A 20,834-nucleotide genomic window follows, 5' to 3' on the forward strand; every position below is an offset into this window, starting at 1 on the left:
AGGTAAGAATTGTATATTTGTGTTGATGCCATTAATTGAGAGGATAGCCAAGTTCAGTTCCACACACCGGTTTCTTAGCCATATTGTTTTTTGGCTGGTTACCTCTGTTGTGTTTCTTAACCGTTACGACATTGATGAATACAATGATTTTCATAAAATCCTGATTCGGCACGCCTACTACATCTTCTTCACCATTATCGCCTCCTATTTTCTAACCTACCTGATCATTCCCAGGTTAATTACGGCTAAAACTTATTATGTGGTTGCCGTTTACTTTCTTGCAGGAAGTTACATCATCTGTTTGTGTTCAAGAATAGTGGTGGTGCATGTGCTCGAACCGTTTTTAAGAACACCGCCATTTGGCCAGGAGACTATCCTTGAAATTGCAATGGATGTACCCAAGCTTATTACACATTACTTTCCGTTAACGTTTTCTGCAGCCTGGATTTTTGCCTTTATTAAATTAATCAAAGAACAATATGCTATACAGCAGCATAAACTTTCTTTAGAAAAGGAAAGGGCAGAAACAGAGTTAAAGGCTTTGAAGGCACAATTAAATCCGCACTTTCTTTTTAATACGCTGAATAACATTTACTCGCTTTCGCTGGTTAACTCTCCAATTACTTCAAAATCAATCGCAGGTTTATCCGAAATTCTCGATCATGTATTGTACAGGTGCAACGGTATGTATGTGCCTTTATCGGCAGAAATTACGCTGATTGAAAATTATATTGCACTCGAAAAACTAAGGTATGGTGGCCGTTTAGAAGTCAATTTTGCACATGAGGCAGACGATGATGCCACTATTGCTCCCTTAATTTTGCTCTCCCTGGTCGAAAATGCTTTTAAACATGGTGCCGGCGAAGATATTGGCGATCCTGTAATCAATATAGATTTAAAGCTGATCAATAACCGCTTCCGTTTTATGGTTTCAAATAGTTTTATGCCGGAAAGGCAGAAAGATGACAATAGGATCGGGATAAATAATATAACCAAACAGCTTCAGCTGCTTTATCCTAAACAATACGATCTGAGCATTACTACTCACAATAATATCTTTGTAGTTTTACTGTATATTAACCTAAAAAACAACACAGGTAAAAAAGATAAGATTTATGAAAATAAGGTGTCTTTTAGTTGATGATGAGCCCCTGGCCATTCAGTTGATCCAAAATCACATTGACCAGCTAGATACTTTTGAGGTTGTGGGTACATGCTCAAATGCAATTAAAGCATTGGAGATACTCAGGACTGTGCCGGTTGATCTGATGTTCCTGGATATTAAAATGCCCCAGATTACCGGGATTGATTTTCTTAAAGCCTTAAAAAATCCACCGGCTGTAATTATTACAACGGCTTACCGGGAATATGCAATAGAAGGCTACGATCTTGATCTGATCGATTATCTGCTAAAACCCATTACTTTCGACCGCTTTTTCAAAGCTGTAGACCGTTATTTAAGATTAAGGAGCCCTATTGTTAAATCTGAGGCATTATCACCCGTTACCACACAGCAATTTATTTACATAAAAGCGGGAGGCAAGTTCCATAACCTGAATAAAGAAGAGGTATTATACATAGAGAGTTTAAAAGATTACATCGTAATTCATTGTACAGATAAAAAAATCACAGCGAAATATAAAATCGGCGATTTGGAAACTGAACTTCAAGACAAGGCTTTTTTGCGCATACACCGCTCCTTTATAGTTAACTTAAAAAAAATAACTGCTTTTACCGCTTACGATATCGAAATTGGAACAAAAGAATTGCCCATTGGTGCAAGTTATAAAGAATATGTGTTTAAAAAACTGCAGCATGCCGCGCTTAAATAATGCGACTGCTTTTAAAGTAATAGTTTATCCTGAAACGAAAAAAGCCACTAAAGTGGCTCAAATGAGATGTTAACTTATAGATGTTAATTAAATACGTAAAACTTATTAAAACACTTATAACATTTGTATCTCTTAACTGAAATCCATGGCATAAGCGTTTTAAAGAGAAACCCCCTTGGCACCCTGTAGGTTTCGAAATTTTTACACTTCGGGCAAGATAAGCGGGTTTTAACTAAAGTTAATTCTTCTGAGGGTTCCATAATAAGCGTAAGTTTGGTTGGGTAAATCAAATTTACGCAAAATAAAACCTAAGAATATCATCGAAAAACTACCTTTTTGTTCATTTCATCGACTATTATTTCATTTTAAGGTAAAATATGTTCAAAAGGGTTCCTAAAAGTGTTTTTTGTTTTATAATTTTTCACTTCTGTATCAGTTAACAGACAATATTCGAGCGATTTTTTTAGCTCATCGTTATTTATTTCCTGTCCAATAAAAACAAGTTCATTTTTACGGTCTCCAAAATCACTATCCCAATCTGCATCAATTTCAGTTCTGTTTTCCAGGTAATCCAAGTATTGTTCACGTTCATGCTGTTGCATGCTTGCCCACCAAACCCCTGCCGGATCGATGCGTAAGGAACCGCCCGCCTGCGAAAAATTAATGGCTTGCTCTGGCATGGCAGCAAGATAGAATATGCCTTTTGATCGGATAATGTTCGGTGGAAATTCCTTATTGATGTAATGCCATAATCTTTCAGGGTGAAAAGGCTTTTTGGAGCGGAATACGGTTGAACTTATCCCATATTCTTCAGTTTCGGGCTGATGAATTTCTTCCAGCTCCTTTTTCCATCCTGCTCCTTCTGATGCGGATTCAAAATCGAACAGTCTTGTGTTTAAAATTAAAGCCGGATCTATTTCTCCAAAAAGCGTCTGATAAATCTTGGCGTTTGGGTTCAGCCTTGTAATTAATGCTTTTAGTACTTTAAGGTCGGTATCGCTTACCAGGTCTGTTTTGTTCAATAAAATTACATTGGCAAATTCGATCTGGTCGGTAAGGAGGTTTACAATTGTGCGTTTATCAGCCACATTATCAACCATGTTGCGGTCGGCAAGTTTATCTGCCGAACCAAAATCCCTGTAGAAATTATAAGCATCTACAACAGTTACCATGGTATCTAACCGGCTAAATCTACTCAGGTCAATACCTGAAGCTTCATCAATAAAAGAAAATGTTTGTGCAACAGGAATGGGTTCAGATATCCCCGTGCTTTCGATCAAAAGGTAATCAAAGCGGTTTTCTTTTGCCAGTTTTTCCACTTCGATCATCAGGTCTTCCCGCAGCGTACAGCAGATGCAGCCATTGCTCATCTCTACCAGTTTTTCATCGGTTTTAGATAAGGTGTGCTGATCTTTAACCATTGCTGCGTCGATATTTATCTCGCTCATATCGTTCACAATAACGGCCACTTTTAAATCTTGCTTATTCCTCAATATAGCGTTGAGCAGTGTCGTTTTACCACTGCCCAAGAAACCGCTCAATACGGTTACTGGTAATTTCTTTATCATGTTAATGCAATTATGTTGCAAATATAGTCTTGATTATTTTAAATGCAACTATATTGCTTTTATATTTGCAGACTAAATTTATTTTAATGAAACTACGGAGTTATAAAATCAACCTCGACCGGATCGGCATTACCGCCTCAACACTTTGTGGCATACATTGCGCCGCATTACCATTCCTGATCACTGTTTTGCCGATGTGGGATATGGGCTTCCTGGCCAATGAAGCGGTTGAAATTACGATGATTGCAGTTTCATTGATTATCGGTATCTGGAGCTTAAGTGTCGCCTACCGGAAACAACATCACCGTATGATGCCAATCCTGGTACTTGTTTCGGGCTTTGCCTGCATTGCTTTCGGGCATTTTTCGGGAATCGAGTTGTTAGAGCCGATTTTGATCCCGATTGGTGGGTTTACCATTGCGGCTGCCCATTACATTAATTTAAGAATGCTCAAGTCTTGCCCCATAGATCATCAGCACTGAAATTTATCCTTATTAACCAATATGTCAATGAATTATAAAATCTTATTTATCCCCGCATTGTTGTTTATCACCATGTTAAACCCTGCCTGTAAACATGGTACAAATGATGGAATAGAAATGTACAGGCGTTATGCCATCAAAAATCTGGTCGTTAAAAAAGTGCAAAAGGTATTACATCATGATTAAGATCAGTGCACTGGCACATGTTTATGAGCAGGGGAGAAGATTAAAATTTCCATACTGGGAAATTGCCGATATGGAGCATTGGCTTTTATTAGGTGCATCCGGCAGTGGAAAGAGCACACTGCTCAACATTATTTCTGGTCTTTTGGAGCCAAGTCAGGGTGAAGTTTTAATTAACGGAACCGATTTATATACTTTACCTGCAAGAGAGCGGGATAGGTTTAGGGGAAGACATATCGGTATCATTTTTCAAAGGCCACATTTTATCCGTTCACTTGATGTGCTCGATAACTTAGCGCTTGCTGCGGTAATGGCTGGGCTTTCTATAGATCATGAACGGAATCTTTCACTTTTGCACGATCTGGGTATTGCCGAGCTGGCTAAAAATTATCCTGATCAATTAAGTCAGGGGCAGTTGCAAAGGGTTTCGGTGGCGCGTGCATTGGTAAACAAACCCGATCTGTTGATTGCTGATGAGCCTACATCTAGCTTAGATGATAAAAATGCCAATCAGGTAATCAAGATGCTGACTGCCCAGGCTAAAGATAATGGAGCTGCACTGATCATTGCCACACACGATCGAAGGGTTCTGGACCACATTACTAAAACCTATCTACTCTAATGAATATCTTTAAAATCAGTAGCAAAAACCTCGTCAGGAATAAGCTAACCACAATTTTGAATATTATTTTAGTTGCCTTTGGTGTGGGCATCCTGTCTATTCTTTTTTTGGCTTCTACACAGATTAGCAACAAACTGGAGAAAAATGTCAGGGATATCGATCTGGTTGTGGGGGCAAAAGGAAGCCCGTTACAGTTGATATTAAGCAGCGTTTACCATATCGATTACCCAACGGGAAATATTCAGGCTAAAGATGCTTACAAATTAATGCATAGCCCTATGGTTAAAAGGGCCGTTCCGTTGGCATTGGGCGATAATTATAATGGCTATCGGATTGTTGGCACTGATAGCACTTTCTCAAATCTTTACGGTTTATCTATCCTAAAGGGCAGTTTTTGGCATAAAGATTTAGAAGTAACCCTTGGTAGCACTGTTGCCTTAAAATCGGGGCTCAAGATTGGCGACTCTTTTTTTGGCGCACATGGTTTAACCGGGAATGAGGATGTTCATAAACAACATGCTTACCAGGTAAAAGGGATCTTAAAACCACAGGGAAATATAACCGATAATCTGATCCTCACTAACATTGGCAGTGTGTATAAAATGCACGAAAAGAAGCATACCCATGCCCATAGCCATGCCGTTGGGGAAGAAGCCAGAGAGATTAACGATAAACAGATTACAGCTTTGCTGATCCAGTATAAATCCCCAATGTCGGTGATTCTTTTCCCGCGGATGGTTAACCAGAGTACAAACATGCAGGCGGCCTCTCCGGCGATGGAAAGTGCAAGGTTGTTTTCGCTGATCGGCGTTGGTATCGATACCTTACAATGGTTTGCCATATTTATTATGGGTATAGCCGCATTAAGTATTTTTATCAGCCTTTATAACGCCATGAAAGAGCGTAAATACGATCTGGCTATTATGCGCTGTCTGGGCGCATCAAAATCGAAACTGTTTTTTCTGGTCATGTTTGAAGGGGTTTTAGTTACGTTTATCGGTGCCTGTTTGGGTTTGTTGATTGGCCATGTTGCGCTTGAGGTAATCGGAGCCTACCAGGAATCTTCGCAGGCAAAATTAACTGGGCTTATTGCAATTCCACAGGAAGTATATTTAATCTGGATCGGGCTGTTTATCGGCGCTTTGGCCTCGCTTATCCCTGCTATGCAGATTTACAAGGTTGATATTGCCGAAACTTTAACCAAAAACGGATAAGCTGGTTGAGGTTAATATGATGAAGAAATTGGTTTTATTGGTTGTTTCATGTTTAGTTATCCACGTAGTAGCGGCGCAGGTTAAGGTGCATACCGACATGCGCACGCCTACCTGGAACCTAATCGGCTTAAGGTATGATGCCGAAATTGCGCCAAAGAAATGGGGAAGCGTTTTTCCACCGGCATTAAAAGCATTACACAATAAGGTTATCGAGCTGCCAGGTTATATCATTCCAACAAAAGTAGGCTCCAAATTTAGCGAATTTATGCTCTCTATTGTACCCATTGCATCCTGTCCATACTGCGGCTCGGGCGATATTCCATCAATGGTGCTGGTGAAAATGTTAACGGCTATTCCCATTACCGAAAAACCGATCAAACTGAAAGGGATATTCATTATTAATGATTCGGGTGATGATAGGAGCGAGTTTCTTCTCTTAAATGCAAAACAGTTATGATGAAAAAATATATAACAGTTTTATTGATATTGAACTCTTTTACGGCTGTTGCGCAGGTAAATGTACATACCGATATGCGCACGCCCAACTGGAGCCTGATTGGCTTAAAGTACGATAAGCAGGTAAAACCATTGGTTTGGCAGGCTGTTTTTCCACCTGCATTAAAGGCAATCCATAATAAGATAATCGAGCTTCCTGGCTATATTATCCCTACTAAAGTTGGCAATAGCTTCAGCGAGTTTATGTTTTCTATTGTGCCCCTTGCTTCCTGCCCATATTGTGGCACGGGCGATATTCCTTCGATGATAGAAGTGAAGACTTTAAAAGCGATTACCTGGACCGATGAGCCGATTACCCTAAAAGGCAAATTTATAATCAACGATTCTGGTGATAGCCGGTCTACTTTTTTTCTTTTAGATGCTATAAAACGATGAGACATTTGCATTTTATTTTCTTTCTGTTTTCGGTTTGCTCAGTTACCGCACAAACACAAAAGCACAGCTCAAAAGATCAGTTGCGTTCTTTAAACTGGGATGTAATCGGCTCGGTGAAATTTGAACTTACCGAAAAGAATGAACTTTTGCCCTTATTTACTGAATCGATCAGACGTTTTGAGAATAGGGAGTTCGATTTAACAGGTTACCTGATCCCTATAAAAAGTGGACAGAAACAACAGAAATTTCTTTTGGCTACGCTGCCCATTAACCAATGTTATTTTTGTGGGCAGAATGGTATTCCGGTAATGATTATGATAGAGATGGAAAATGCCGTAGTGTATAGTGAAAAACCTATCCGGGTTAGAGGGATTTTGAAATTGGAGCAAAAGGATGCGAGCTATGCGCCGCCAATAAGCATCAAGAATGCCAAACTGATTAATTAATTGCTTATTTTTGTATTGCTATGGAAAACAAAACAGCGCGTTTCGAAAAACTTTTAGTTAAAAATGGACTAAAAAGAACTGCCCCACGTTTGCAGGTGCTGGAGATTTTGAGCGGAAGAGATTCTGCAACATCTCAGCCTTATTTGGAGCAGGTGATGGGCAAGGATGCAGACCGAGTTACTTTATACCGTGTTTTGCAGGCTTTTGAAGAAAAAGGGATTATCCATAAGGTTTTAGATCAACAGGGCACCGCCAATTATGCCATCTGCTCTGATGGCTGCAGTGCACACGAGCACCATGATGAACATGTGCATTTTAACTGCGATAACTGCCATAAAATTTACTGTTTGGATACCGTTAAAATTCCGGCATTAAAAGTTCCGGCAGGATTTAAGGTAGCGCACCTTAACCTGATTGCTACCGGTTTATGCGCAAGCTGTTCGGATAAGGTAAATTAGCGTTTATTGCACCAAAAGATTACATCCCCTGATATCGGCATTATCAAATCTGCCCAATACTTCAAAACTTTGATCAGGATTTATTCTGCCAAGGTCCTGCGTGGCAATAAATGAGCAGGAATTGAGATTGGCCAGGTCGATTACATTAATGCCCCCGGTTCTGCCATTTTCGATTAAACTTAAAGGATCATTGGTGTCGCGGATTAAAACCTGCATCCAGCTGGGGCAGTTGAAAATACCTTCACCCAAAGAATAAGCCTGAGAAAGTAGTTCGGTCATTCCATATTCGCTATGGATCGCATTTACCCCGAACCCTTTGGTCAATTGTTCATGAAGTTCTTCCCGTACCATTTCTTTACGTTTCCCTTTCATTCCTCCCGTTTCCATTACAATCAGCTCGGGGAAATCGATTTCAAATTGTTCTATAAAATCTAGCAGGGCATAAGTAACACCAATTAAAACGGTTTTTTGTTTTTTTGATTTAAGATCTATGAGGGTTTTCAGCAATTCGTCATGGTTGTATAAAAAGTAACCACTTTGTGGATGCCTGCTTTTTTCGATCAGATCGTTGACCATGTAAATCAGCGATGAACCAGCTCGCTGTTGATAGGATGGGAGTAGGGCCAAAAAGCAATATTCGGTGATGTCTCCATAAAATTGGGCAAAAGCCTGTAGATAGCTCTGCTCATACAATTTAACGTTGGTTACATGATGGCTACTCTGTATCATACCCGTAGTGCCAGAACTGCTGAAAGTAATTTCTACAGGATCGATACTGCTGAGAATAGAATGGCTTTTAAAAAAGCTGATGGGTAAAAATGGGATCTGTGCAATTTCGCTCACCTCATCCGCATCAACACCTAAATGAAAGATATATTCGCGGTAAACATTGCAGTTTTGAGCCTGTAATTTAAAAATGCTTAAGGCAAGGGCGTTAAACGCATCGGTACTTTTTACAGAAAATATATCGTTAGCTGTTAAATTCACAGGGCAAAAGTACGAAGCATTATGCTATTTTCTCGTCAGTTTTTTTCGCCAGCATCGCCATGCGGAACTGATAGCCACAGTAACCGCTAATTCCTGCCACCAAACCGCTTAAAATACCAGTAACCAATAACAATGCCCACCACAGTTTTATACCTGTCATGATCGCTACACGGCCAGCGAGTACATTATCGTTAGGCAAGCTTTTAAATAAAGCATAGCCGATCCAAAGTAAGAAAATAGCAAGGAAAGATTGCCAGAAGGCTATTTTTCCTGTTTTGCCGATAATGCCACAGGTGGCAAAAGAAATCACAATAATGATCCACCAGGGGGCAATCATTTGTAAAAGGAAACAGATTATTAATATAACAATGAAAACCATTTTAGCCTATTTAGAAATTTTTAAACGAGAAATAACCGTACCCGATTTATCATCAGGACTTTGCATATAAAATAGATCGTACAATTTACCATTTGCCCAGGTATCGATCATATTATCATAAAATTTGCTTCCGGGATTACCTGATTGACCGCCTGGATAAACCCCGTGTCCTTTTGGCGTTTTACCCAGTTCAATCACCATCCGCCATGAAGGTCCGTTGGCTTCGCTCAAAGCATTAATCGCTGTTTTCGCGCCACCAATCTGTAAAACCTTCGAACCAAATCCTGGTATTTTAGCCAGGTGTGGTACATTGGTCTGTTTTACATTTGCCCAGTCCCAATCTTTGTTTATCGGCCCAAAGCGTCTTTCCAAACTATCGCAGCTATATTTAAAAGCTTCGTTTACCAGGTCAGATAATGTTTCTTTTTTGCTGGTATTGATATTATCATACCAGGTTGCATTGGGTTCTTTCAGGATCATTTCCACCGTGCGGTCTCTCGAAGGGTAACGCATCGGGATTCCTTTAACCTCGAATTCGTCCGCCCAGATATCATGAGACAGGCGTTTGGTCCATATTTCGAATACGCTGGCTGCAATTTCATGGGCATCATAACGTTTGTTCCATTTGTTCAGGTAAGCCAATGCTTCTTTTTGTGTTGCGTTTAGCTGCTCATTATTCAATAAGGGCAATAAAGCAGGAACCAGGTTCTGCGCCATAATGCTGTAGTTATCGGTCTGCATCAAGCGGATACTATCTAAGGTAGCTTTGTTCATGGCCGATAAGCGGTCGTTAATCCTTTTGCCCCGCTCGTAAGGTGCAAATTCCCAGTTAATGTAATATGGGTAAGTAGTATCGGTAGAAGACTGGTTAGCAGAACTTACAAAACCGCGTGGCGGATTCTTAACTGTTGGGTTCTGTGCATTCGGGATCCAGCCATGCCAATCGTAAGCCGGGTCGGTACCGTCCAGTATAAATTTGCCCTGATCTTTCCATTTTAAAGGGAATTTACCATTTGGCGTAATGGCAATATCATTATCTACACTGGCAAAAACGAAGTTCTGTGCAGGTGCGGTATAAAAAGTTAAAGCTTTGCGGTAGTCGTTATAATTTTTACCGCGGTTCAAATAATAGAAAGTCATGAGCTCGTTCGACTCATCATGTGCAATCCATCTTAAAGCATCACCAACAGGTACATTATCAGCCCTGCCGTATTTTGGTTTTTGGAAATATACCACTGGTCCGTGATGGGTATAGTAAACCGTATCAATTTCATCTTTTCCGCCACGGATTTTAATCGTTTCTAATCTTTTGGTTGTGGCTTTCCATTTATTGTTATACCAATATTCATTATGGCTCGAATCCTTAAACTTGATCTGGTAAAAATCGAGCACATCAGCAGCAACATTGGTTACGCCCCATGCTATTTTCTGGTTAAAGCCGATAATTACCCCAGGCGCACCGGGTAAAGAAACACCATATGTATTTACACCCGGTGCATGTAGCTGAATCTGGTACCAAATTGAAGGAAGTGTTAAATCCAAATGTGGGTCGTTTGCTAAGATTGGATATCCTGATGCCGTTTTAGCGCCAGATAAAGCCCAGTTATTACTACCGATACCTTCAACCTTTTCGGTTGTTTTAACCTCGCCGGTTTGCGCCTGAGTGAAGCTTTCTGGTGTTTTAGGGCTTGGTAAGGGAGAAAAATCCCATTTTGTGCCAACAGGGATGATCGGGTCTTCGCGGAATGGGTAATCCGGAAAAAGATTTTTGGTCACCTCGGGCCCGAATTTTTTTAAGATGTTGGTCATGTAAAATTCGTCGGAACCCATGGCCAGCACTGCCGACATCTGTTTTAGGAGCAAAGCACATTTTACCGGCGTCCAGTTTTCGGGCTTAAAATCGAGTATTTTGTATTCTAATGGGTAATTGGCTTTAGAAAGCGTTTTAATGTAGGCATTAATCCCTTCGGTATAAGCTAAGATCATTTCTTTTGCTTTAGGATTGGCCATCATGCCTTTTAACGAGTTTTCTGCGCCATAAACCATGCCCATCCGGCGCTGATAACGGTCTACCTCGATGGCTTTATCACCCACCACCTCACTAATTCGTCCGGCTGCAAAACGGGTTTGAAAATCCATTTGCCAAAGGCGGTGCATGGCCGTTACATAGCCTTGTGCCAGGTACAGATCGTGATCATTTTGCGCAAAAATGTGTGGAATCATGCGGTCGTCAAAAACGATTTCGATTTGATCTATTGCCCCTTTAATCTTCGCTTTATGGTTGAACATAAAATGATTGTTTTCTGCATTTTGCCAGAAACCCATAAAAGGATTTAGGAATTTTAACAAGGGAGGCGTACTGCCTAATTTGGTGTTAAATAAAAAAGCTAATGCTATCGGAATGATGATGCAGAACAGGGCTTTAATTTTATTCATAATGGCTAGCTAACAAGTCTTTTGCTAAGATAGGGCAAAATGACGGTTTATGTTTAATGCAAAATACAACAAACTGTATATCAATCAAAATTATAATTTGAATTGAAATTATTATGCTTACATAATTTGTTTAATTCAAAAAAAGAATTTAAGTTTATATAACTAATAATACAAACAACCAAATTAACAATCGTTTATGAGCAGAATTTTTACACAGATCTTTTATGTGTTATTATTTGTGTACGCAGGCAATATGGCGGCACAGGCACAGAGTATTACGGTGAGCGGAACCGTAAAAGATAAGCAATCGAAAGAAGGACTAGCAGGAGTTAGTTTAACCATCAAAGGACAGTCTGGCGGTACGGCCTCCACAAGCAACGGTAGTTTTACATTTACAACAACAGCTAAAGTTCCCTTTACGCTGGTGGCGTCTTATGTAGGTTATGGTACAGTAGAACAGCAGGTTACCGGAAGTACTTCGGGTATTAACCTGGAACTGGAAACTGCGGTTGTATTGGGAGGTGATGTGGTTGTTTCGGCATCACGTACACCTGAGCGTATATTAGAATCGCCGGTTTCTATCGAGCGGATGAGTGCAGCGTCCATCAGGGAAATCGCGGCGCCGTCATTTTACGATGCCCTGAACAATATGAAAGGCGTAGAAAGCAGCATGCAGAGTTTAACTTTCAAGTCGATTAATACACGTGGTTTCAATTCAAATGGTAATACCCGTTTTAACCAATATATCGATGGAATGGATAACCAGGCACCAGGACTGAATTTCTCTGTAGGTAATATTGTGGGTATAACGGAACTCGATGTAGATAATGTAGAACTTTTACCGGGTGCTTCATCTGCCCTTTACGGTGCGGGTGGTATCAACGGTACTTTGTTAATGACTTCCAAAGATCCTTTTAAATATCCCGGAGCAAGTTTTCAGTATAAAACAGGGGTAAACCATGTTAATGATGATAACAGCAGCGTGCAGCCTTTCAATCAGCTGGATGTGCGCATGGCAAAATCATGGAACAATAAATTTGGGGTAAAAGCTGCATTTTCATTCCTGCAGGCCAAAGATTGGATTGGTAACAATTACTCGAACTTCGACAGGGTTTCCAGAAGTGTGAAAGGCGGTGATAGAAACAGCGATACGAATTACGACGGAATAAACAGCTATGGTGACGAGGTGAGCCAGAATATGCGTAATGTAGCGTTAAGTGTTCAAAATGCAACTATCGCCGGAATCAATACGGGCTCTGGTGGTTTGATACCAAATATTAAAGCATTAATGGACGGGACTTTTGGTGCCGCTATTCCAAATCCAGCACAACAGGCAGGGTTTTTAGCCGGCTTACCATCAGCACTGCGTGCTCCGGTACAAAATTATTTTCCTTTTTACGTGGGCTTGAAAGCTGGTTTAATTCCTGATCAGAATATTTCCAGAACAGGTTATAACGAAGAAAACCTGGTTGATTATAATACCAAATCGTTAAAAGCATCGGGTGCATTGTATTACAACATTAGCAGTACCGTGCAAGCCGTAGCGTTGGCTAATTGGGGTACTGGAACTTCAGTTTATACTGGTTCCGACCGTTATTCTCTGCGTAACTTTAATATTGGCCAATATAAATTAGAAGTAAAAGGTGAAGACTTTTTTGTAAAAGCCTATACTACTCAAGAGCGTTCGGGCGATTCTTATATTTCTTCTATTTTGGGTAGTTATATTAACGAAATATCTAAACCATCAACAAGCTGGTTTCCGCAGTATATCGGCAATTATGTTGGTGCAAGAGCAGCAGGGCAAAATGATGCCGCCGCACACGCGTTTGCAAGAGGAGTTGCCAATCAAGGCCGTTTCGAACCAGGTAGCCCGCAGTTTGAAGTTGCAAAAGATAAAGTGATGAATACCACAATCAGTGCAACAAGTATTAATTCTGTGGATCCTTCAAAAAGTGTTTACGGGGCGAAATTCGATGATAAGTCAAATCTGTATCACTACGAAGGGATGTACAATTTTACCAATCTTTTTGATAAAGTGTTAGAGTTTCAGGTGGGTGCATCTTATCGTTTATATGACTTAAATTCAGCCGGAACAATTTTTAATGATCTAAATGAATCTATCGATATTAAAGAATACGGTGCATTCGCACAGATCGGTAAAAAACTTTTTAACGATAAAGTTAAATTTACTTTTGCAGGCCGTTATGATAAAAGCCAGAATTTTGAAGGCCGGTTTACACCAAGGATAACTGGAGTGTTCACTGTTGCCAAAAATAACAACATCAGGGTTTCTTATCAAACAGGTTACCGTAATCCAACAACACAAAATCAGTACATCGACCTTTCAGTTGGTGGGGGATCACAAAGATTGATTGGTGGTTTGCCAGAAATTATGTTTTCTAAATACCACCTTGATACCAACAAGCCCTATACAGACGTGAGTTACCGCGCGTTCTTAGCCTCGGCTGCTGCAACAGGTACCCCTAATCCGGCATTATTGCAACAATATACTTTTGATTCAAAAGGTGTCCGTCCAGAGAGTGTTCAATCTTATGAGTTAGGTTATAAAGGATTGCTTCTTCCAAATTTATTGGTTGATGCTTATGGTTATTACAACATTTACAAAGATTTTATCACTGCAGTAGATGTTTACCAGAATGTTAATGGAAGTTTTGTTAAATTCGGTGTTCCGGTTAATGCAGAAGGTAAGGTAACTTCTTATGGTGCAGCGTTAGGTTTAGATTATTTAGTGGGTAAATATAGCATCAGTGGTAACGTTTCCTATAACGAAATAGGCGATTTACCAGTTAATTACATTAACGATTTCAACACCCCAAAAATCCGTTACAACCTGGGTTTTGGCAATAAAGAAATTATTAAAAACTTTGGTTTTAATTTGGCATATCGTTGGCAAGACCAATTCTACTGGAATTCTTCTTTTGCTTCAGGTCAGGTACCTGCATACAGCTCTTTAGACGCGCAGGTGAGTTTGAGGATCCCTTCAGTACAATCAATTGTTAAACTGGGTGGTTCGAACGTTTTGAATAAATATTATTTTACTTCTTACGGTAACCCGCAGGCAGGCGCTATCTATTACGTTGCCATTAGTTTTAATCCATAATCAGTTAATTGAGTTTTAAGGGCCTTCTATGCTAAAAGTATAGAAGGCTTTTTTGTGCAATACGCTTTTATTCATTTGATATATTTGAAGAGAAATATCAAAATACTGGTGATTAATCCGCTTTAATTGGAAAGTGCTAGAGATTGTTTTTTAAAAAATCTTTTAATTCTACAGTAGAAAGTCCCGTAGCTACAATTTTACCCTGTCGGTTAACCAGTAAGCTTGTTGGGAAAATGTGGATACCGTATTTGCTGGTTTCAATGCCGTTCAAATCTAAAAATTGAGGCCATGTAAGGCTGTATTTGCTGATAGCAAGTTTCCAGTCTTCTACATACTTGGACTTATCTGTTGATATTCCAATTATCTCGAATCCCTTATCATGGAATTCGTTTCTGATTGCTTTTAAGTCTTCAAACTGAGCGATACAAGGCATGCAATGGCTATACCACATATCTATAAGTGTTAATTTATTGGAATTGTATGGATCGTCTGCCATTTTTTTTCCTCTTAAGTCGGCAACTTTAAAGTTTGGAAGTGTTTCTCCAACAGCTATTTGTTTCGACAATGAAATCCGTTGTAAAGTTGCCTGGCCAAGTCTTGATGTTTTGAGCAGCGTAGAAAAACGTTCAAAGGTATTTCCCAGGGTGGCATTATAGCCAAAATTTAAAAGGGAGTATAGTTTGTAAAGCGCATAATAAGAGTCTGGATTTTCTTTAACAAAAGACAAAAGAGTAGCATCGTGAACCACATAAGTTGCTTTTAGCTCCTTCATCGATTTAAGATTAAGTTCTTCGGGAAATTTTTTGCCATAAATATTGAACAAACTATCGTAATGTAACCGGTATTGCCTGCGCTGTTCCTCTACCTGAATAAATGCCTTGTCATAATTTTTAGCATCCTTCATAATTAAATTATCATTTATGGGCTCTCCATAATTTAGTGCAGTATCAATAGAAATATGCTGCTCTCCTGCACTTATGGCTGTACCCGCAGATTGATATTTGTTTCCAATTTTAAAATAGATCCATACTGGACCGTCCGCTTGTCCATTAAATTTGAACTTTCTTTTATGTATTTTAGCCGTTACCGGTTTAAAACCGGTTGGATAAAGCGTTGTGTTTAATTCATTGGGGAGCAGTTGAACAGTTCCGGTATCAATATTTACCTCTCCAGAAATGGTAAAGGTTTTCAAGTTTTGTGTTTGCCCAAAGGTAAAAAGTGGAAGTGAGGAGATAAGGACTAAAGCTGTGGCAATTTTTTTCATGTAGGGCTAGTTGGGTAAAGCTCTTAATTAGCATTGTTAAAATGCAATAATAAGTATTAATGAAAAATTTTGTGCCAGAACAGATGTTATCTTATGTTAAAATGAACCAGATTTTTTTAATCCAAGTTCTAAAGAATTTGGTTAAGGTTGATTGTCCACTGCTTCGGTTAAATCATCAGGTAAAATTGTGAAACAACAGACTTAGTGTAAAAATCACACTATTAAAACAATCTTTTCATAAAAAAGCTACACCCCTTTTGTAAAATATTTGTATTATAGTACTTTCTTAAGCACATCCCGGTTTAAGAACCATGAATTTAAAATTTTGAATAAATAAGGATGGAAGCGCAAAACGACAAACCTAACGAGACAAGTGATCTGATCGAAAAGGAGCAAGAAATACAGCATTTAAACAATCCAGTTGATATATCGGTAAAGCCAATTGTTAAACAATACCTTGGTGCAGTTAAAAAAGTAAAAAAGGAGGGCAACCGTTTTTATTTTTCTGATGGCGATGCAAGAGTAGAAGTTCGGGTGGTAAGTGACGATATTATCCGCGTTCGCCTGGCTCCTCATGGCGTTTTCTTAGATGATTTTTCTTATGCCGTACCCGAAGTAGATCAAAAAGTTTCTGTTTTTAAAATGCAGGAACACGACGATCATTTCACGATCTCTACCCATGCGGTAACCTGTAAAATAGAAAAAGCAAATTTCCACATTTCTTTTTCCGATAATATTACCAATGTAGTAATGGTTGATGAGGCCAATTCTATGCACTGGGAAGAAAATGTAGATTTTGGCGGTTATTATATCTATGCAACCAAAAAATGCCACCCTGAAGAAAATTTCTTCGGTTTGGGGGATAAATCAGGTAATTTTAACCTGCGGGGGCGCCGTTTCGAAAACTGGAATACCGATGCTTACTCTTTCGGTTGGAACCAGGACCCGCTTTACCGTACTATACCTTTTTATATCGGTTTGCACAATCAGGCTGCCTATGGCATCTTCTTCGATAATACCTTTAAATCGTATTTCGATTTCGGATCGGAAGATGTAAATAAAACCAGTTTCTGGGCCGATGGCGGAGAACTGCAATACTATTATATCCATGGTCCGCATATTATGGATGTGGTTAAACGTTATGCAACTTTAACGGGAACACACCCGATGCCACCAAAATGGACTTTGGGTTATCAGCAGTGCCGCTGGAGTTATTACCCCGAAACAAAAGTTAAAGAAATAGCCAAACAGTTCAGGGAACGTAAAATCCCTTGCGACGCCATTTATCTGGATATCGATTACATGGATGGCTACCGTTGTTTCACCTGGAACAAAAAATACTTTCCGGATCCGCGGAGAATGATTAAAGAACTATCTGACGATGGTTTCAAAACCGTGGTGATGATCGATCCTGGAATTAAGGTAGATGACGATTACTGGGTTTTTAAAGAAGGTAAAGAGAAAAGATTTTTCTGTCGCCGTAGCGACGATTATTATATGGAAGGGCATGTTTGGCCAGGGCGCTGTCAGTTTCCCGATTTTACCAATCCAAAAGTACGGAGCTGGTGGGGTAATTTATACAAGGAGCTGGTAGATATGGGCGTTGCAGGTTTCTGGAACGATATGAACGAACCAGCTGTGTTTGGTTCAGGAACTTTTCCTAACGATGTCCGCCATAATTATGATGGTTACCGCGGCTCGCACCGTAAGGCACACAATGTTTATGGCATGCAGATGGTGCGTTCTACCTATGAGGGGTTAAAAAAACTGATGCGCAACAAACGTCCGTTTACGATCACAAGGGCTGGTTATTCGGGCATGCAGCGTTATGCAAGTGTTTGGACCGGCGATAATATTGCTACATGGGAGCATTTAAAGATTGGGAATATCCAGTGCCAGCGTTTATCGGTTTCTGGCGTGCCTTTCTGTGGAACAGATATCGGCGGATTTAGTGGTGAGCCAGATGGCGAATTGTTTACCCGTTGGATCCAGCTAGGTACATTTTCTCCCTTTATGCGCGCACACTCTGCCGGCGATACCGCTGAACGGGAACCTTGGAGTTTTGGCCAATTTTTCGAAGATATCAACCGTAAGTTTATCGAATTAAGGTACCGCTTAATGCCTTACCTGTATTCAGTTTTCTGGGAGCATCACCGTTACGGTTTTCCTATTTTAAGGCCTTTAGTGATGCTTGAACAAGAAAATATCAGCAACAGTTTCCGTCAGGATGAATTTTGCTATGGTGATAAACTATTGATATGCCCGGTTTTAGAGCAGGGTGCAATTTCCAGAAAAGTTTATCTTCCAAAAGGAACCTGGTATAATTTCTGGACTAATGAAATCCTGGATGGCGGCAACGAATATACGGTCGATGCGAAGATAGACAGTATGCCAATGTTTGTAAGGGCAGGTACAGTTTTGCCAGAATATCCGGTAATGCAGTATGTTGATGAAAAATCGATTACCGAAGTAGTATTGAATATCTATCATAGCGATTATGAGGTTAATTCGTACATGTACGAAGATCATGGTGATACGTTTGCCTACGAGCAGGATATTTATCTGGAAAAGAAATTCACTGTAAAAGGCGATACCCAGACCATTAAAGTGAACCAGCGTAATGAAGGATTGTATACGCCTAATTATGAATTTTATGTCTGCAATGTGATCGGCGTAAAATTTCAGGTGAAAAAGATCATTATCGATAATAAAGAGGTGAAAGATTTTTATACCGATGATCAGAATATCCTGCATTTTAAATGCAATAAAAACTTTACCGATATACAGATTTTAAGTCTGTAAATCTTTTAGCCCCAAATGCTGTTTGGTATTTGGGGCTTCATTTATCTAGCCAAAATACCTATGCCAGCAGCAAAAAAAGTTCCTGTAAAAAAATCATCCCAACCAAAAACTGATCAACAGAAATCCGTTTGGGTCCACAGTTTATTTACCGATTACGATATCGATCTTTTTCTTGTAGGAAAGCATTTTAGGCTTTACGAGAAAATGGGCTCACATTTAATTACCGTTGATGGAACCGCTGGAACTTATTTTTCGGTTTGGGCACCCAATGCCATCCGTGTAAGTGTAGTGGGTAATTTTAACGATTGGGACAATGCTTCACATCCGCTGAGCGTACGGTGGGATAAATCGGGCATTTGGGAAGGTTTTATCCCTGGAATTGCAAAGGGCGAAGTTTATAAATACTTTGTTAAAGGTTTTGATGAATCTGAGCATTTAAAAGGCGATCCTTATGCCAGAAGATGGGAACATCCGCCACAAACAGCTTGTATTGTTTGGGATACCGATTACACCTGGAAAGATAAAGCCTGGCTAAAGAAAAGAGCAAAAATAAATGCTTTGGATCAACCCATCTCAGTATATGAGATACATCTGGGCTCTTGGGAGCGCGATCCGGAAAATCCGGAACGTGTTTTAACCTGCAGGGAAGTTGCGGGCAGGCTAGTGCCTTATGTAAAGGAAATGGGTTTTACGCACGTAGAACTGATGCCTGTAATGGAGTTTCCATATTTCCCGAGCTGGGGTTATCAGATTACAGGTTATTTTGGCGCAAGTTCACGCTATGGTTCTCCGCAGGATTTAATGTATCTGATTGATGAGCTCCATAAAACAGATATTGCAGTAATATTGGATTGGGTTCCTTCTCATTTTCCTGGTGATAGGCATGGTTTATATGAGTTTGATGGAACACATCTTTACGAACACGCCGATATGCGGAAAGGCTTTCATCCAGACTGGAAATCATATATTTTCAATTACGATCGAAACGAGGTACGCTCTTTTCTGATTAGTAATGCCTTGTTTTGGATTGACCAATACCACGCAGATGGCTTACGAGTAGATGCAGTGGCATCAATGTTATATTTCAATTTCTCCAGAGAAGATGGAGATGCCGCAACAAACGAATATGGTGGAAGTGAAAACTTTGGGGCCATACAGTTTTTGCAGGATCTGAATGTTGCCGTATATGGAAATTTCGAGGGCGTACAGACCATTGCTGAAGAAAGCAGTACTTACCCTGGTGTAACCCATCCGGTACATGCCGGCGGATTAGGTTTTGGCATGAAATGGATGATGGGCTGGATGAACGATACCTTAAAGTATTTCAAAGTAGAAACCCTAGGCCGGAAACACCACCACCATCAGTTGAGCTTTAGCATGACTTATGCCTTTACCGAAAATTTCATGTTGCCTTTCTCTCATGATGAAGTCGTACACGGTAAATCGCCAATGTTGTATAAAATGCCTGGAGATGACTGGCAGAAATTTGCGAATTTAAGGGCACTTTATGGTTATATGTTCACCCATCCGGGAGCAAAACTGCTTTTTATGGGGAATGAGTTTGGCGAAACCAACGAATGGAACTTCACGCAATCGCTAGATTGGCATTTGCTTCAATACGCACCGCACAAGGGCATGCAGGAAACGGTTAAGGCTTTAAACTTTCTGTACCGCAAAGAACCCGCATTGTATCATTTCAATTTTAGTTACGAAGGCTTCCAATGGCTCGATGCCGATAATGCAAACGAATCTGTCTTCACATTTATGCGCAAAGGACCAAAAGCAAAAGATACTTTGGTTATTGCAATAAACTTAACGCCGGTAGTGCGTGAGAATTATAGAATTGGGGTGCCTTTTAAAACCAAATGGACAGAAATTTTTAATACCGATGACATTGTTTATTATGGAGGCGGCATTAATAATAGAGGGGATATCATCCCTGATCTGGAAAATTATAACGGACAGGAATACTCGGTCGTTGTCGATCTGCCACCTTTGGCTGTAACAATTTTTAAGAGCAAGTAAAATATTATTGGTTCCTATATCACGCCAAAACCACATGTAAAAACATAGTTTTGGCGTGATATACATTTTTATATTACGCCAAAACTACATATAAAAACATGGTTTTGGCGTAATATGTATTTTT

18 protein-coding genes are annotated in these 20,834 nt (G+C 39.8%); 13 read left to right on the forward strand and 5 right to left on the reverse strand.

All coding sequences use genetic code 11. The annotated features are described in order from the left end of the window. Window positions 1-25: 25 nt before the first annotated feature. Together AC07VK_RS20695 and AC07VK_RS20700 are read left to right on the forward strand one after the other, a co-directional pair. Window positions 26-1,141 carry a sensor histidine kinase gene (locus AC07VK_RS20695; protein ID WP_492962871.1) on the forward strand — a complete coding sequence of 372 codons (1,116 nt, stop codon included), beginning with the start codon at window positions 26-28 and terminating at the stop codon, window positions 1,139-1,141. Further along, window positions 1,116-1,832: a LytR/AlgR family response regulator transcription factor gene (locus tag AC07VK_RS20700; protein ID WP_492962869.1), complete on the forward strand. Its 717-nt coding sequence runs from the start codon at window positions 1,116-1,118 to the stop codon at window positions 1,830-1,832. The genes AC07VK_RS20695 and AC07VK_RS20700 overlap by 26 nt, the downstream gene beginning before the upstream one ends. Before the next feature lie 365 nt (window positions 1,833-2,197). On the opposite strand, the gene AC07VK_RS20705 is transcribed toward AC07VK_RS20700, so the two are convergent. Then, a complete protein-coding gene (locus AC07VK_RS20705; protein ID WP_492962867.1) occupies window positions 2,198-3,400 on the reverse strand; it encodes a GTP-binding protein in 1,203 nt (400 codons plus the stop codon). An 86-nt stretch (window positions 3,401-3,486) separates the two neighbouring features. Between AC07VK_RS20705 and AC07VK_RS20710 the strand changes: the two genes are divergently transcribed. Genes AC07VK_RS20710 through AC07VK_RS20745 form a run of 8 tightly spaced genes read left to right on the forward strand, consistent with a single transcriptional unit; the run spans window position 3,487 to window position 7,696 of the window. Beyond that, window positions 3,487-3,882, forward strand: coding sequence for a MerC domain-containing protein (locus AC07VK_RS20710; RefSeq protein WP_492962865.1), 396 nt, complete (start codon window positions 3,487-3,489; stop codon window positions 3,880-3,882). Between the two features lie 27 nt (window positions 3,883-3,909). Then, complete coding sequence (locus tag AC07VK_RS20715; RefSeq protein WP_492955430.1) at window positions 3,910-4,068, forward strand: hypothetical protein; 159 nt, start codon at window positions 3,910-3,912, stop codon at window positions 4,066-4,068. Then, window positions 4,061-4,687, forward strand: a complete 627-nt coding sequence (locus tag AC07VK_RS20720; protein ID WP_492962863.1) for an ABC transporter ATP-binding protein — start codon at window positions 4,061-4,063, stop codon at window positions 4,685-4,687. The genes AC07VK_RS20715 and AC07VK_RS20720 overlap by 8 nt, the downstream gene beginning before the upstream one ends. After that, entirely contained in the window at window positions 4,687-5,901 is a 1,215-nt protein-coding gene (locus tag AC07VK_RS20725) for an ABC transporter permease (RefSeq protein ID WP_492962861.1), read from the forward strand. The genes AC07VK_RS20720 and AC07VK_RS20725 overlap by 1 nt, the downstream gene beginning before the upstream one ends. Before the next feature lie 16 nt (window positions 5,902-5,917). Next, on the forward strand, window positions 5,918-6,358 hold the full coding sequence (locus AC07VK_RS20730; RefSeq protein ID WP_492962859.1) for a hypothetical protein: 441 nt from the start codon (window positions 5,918-5,920) through the stop codon (window positions 6,356-6,358). Next, entirely contained in the window at window positions 6,355-6,792 is a 438-nt protein-coding gene (locus AC07VK_RS20735; protein ID WP_492962857.1) for a hypothetical protein, read from the forward strand. Before AC07VK_RS20730 ends, AC07VK_RS20735 begins: the two co-directional genes overlap by 4 nt. Further along, window positions 6,789-7,238, forward strand: coding sequence for a hypothetical protein (locus tag AC07VK_RS20740; RefSeq protein ID WP_492962855.1), 450 nt, complete (start codon window positions 6,789-6,791; stop codon window positions 7,236-7,238). Before AC07VK_RS20735 ends, AC07VK_RS20740 begins: the two co-directional genes overlap by 4 nt. Window positions 7,239-7,258: 20 nt before the next feature. After that, entirely contained in the window at window positions 7,259-7,696 is a 438-nt protein-coding gene (locus tag AC07VK_RS20745; RefSeq protein ID WP_492962853.1) for a Fur family transcriptional regulator, read from the forward strand. A gap of 3 nt (window positions 7,697-7,699) precedes the next feature. On the opposite strand, the gene AC07VK_RS20750 is transcribed toward AC07VK_RS20745, so the two are convergent. From AC07VK_RS20750 to AC07VK_RS20760, 3 genes are read right to left on the reverse strand one after another with little or no spacing between them, the layout of a single operon-like run. Further along, window positions 7,700-8,683, reverse strand: a complete 984-nt coding sequence (locus AC07VK_RS20750; RefSeq protein ID WP_492962851.1) for a LuxE/PaaK family acyltransferase — start codon at window positions 8,681-8,683, stop codon at window positions 7,700-7,702. A 19-nt stretch (window positions 8,684-8,702) separates the two neighbouring features. Then, window positions 8,703-9,062, reverse strand: a complete 360-nt coding sequence (locus AC07VK_RS20755; RefSeq protein WP_138820517.1) for a hypothetical protein — start codon at window positions 9,060-9,062, stop codon at window positions 8,703-8,705. Window positions 9,063-9,068: 6 nt separating this feature from the next. After that, window positions 9,069-11,498 carry a penicillin acylase family protein gene (locus tag AC07VK_RS20760; protein ID WP_492962849.1) on the reverse strand — a complete coding sequence of 810 codons (2,430 nt, stop codon included), beginning with the start codon at window positions 11,496-11,498 and terminating at the stop codon, window positions 9,069-9,071. Between the two features lie 196 nt (window positions 11,499-11,694). On the opposite strand from AC07VK_RS20760, the gene AC07VK_RS20765 reads away from it, so the two are divergent. Further along, window positions 11,695-14,619, forward strand: a complete 2,925-nt coding sequence (locus AC07VK_RS20765) for a TonB-dependent receptor domain-containing protein (protein ID WP_492962847.1) — start codon at window positions 11,695-11,697, stop codon at window positions 14,617-14,619. A gap of 136 nt (window positions 14,620-14,755) precedes the next feature. Here AC07VK_RS20765 and AC07VK_RS20770 read toward each other — a convergent pair whose 3' ends face one another. Further along, entirely contained in the window at window positions 14,756-15,883 is a 1,128-nt protein-coding gene (locus tag AC07VK_RS20770) for a TlpA family protein disulfide reductase (RefSeq protein WP_492962845.1), read from the reverse strand. A gap of 339 nt (window positions 15,884-16,222) precedes the next feature. On the opposite strand from AC07VK_RS20770, the gene AC07VK_RS20775 reads away from it, so the two are divergent. Both AC07VK_RS20775 and glgB read left to right on the forward strand, forming a co-directional pair. Beyond that, the gene (locus AC07VK_RS20775; RefSeq protein ID WP_492962843.1) at window positions 16,223-18,685 is read left to right on the forward strand and encodes a glycoside hydrolase family 31 protein; all 2,463 of its coding nucleotides are present in this window, start codon (window positions 16,223-16,225) and stop codon (window positions 18,683-18,685) included. Between the two features lie 60 nt (window positions 18,686-18,745). Beyond that, window positions 18,746-20,710 carry a 1,4-alpha-glucan branching protein GlgB gene (glgB, locus tag AC07VK_RS20780; RefSeq protein ID WP_492962841.1) on the forward strand — a complete coding sequence of 655 codons (1,965 nt, stop codon included), beginning with the start codon at window positions 18,746-18,748 and terminating at the stop codon, window positions 20,708-20,710. The last annotated feature ends 124 nt before the right edge of the window (window positions 20,711-20,834 follow it).

Source organism: Pedobacter sp. GW821-FHT01D05 (genome assembly GCF_059422505.1).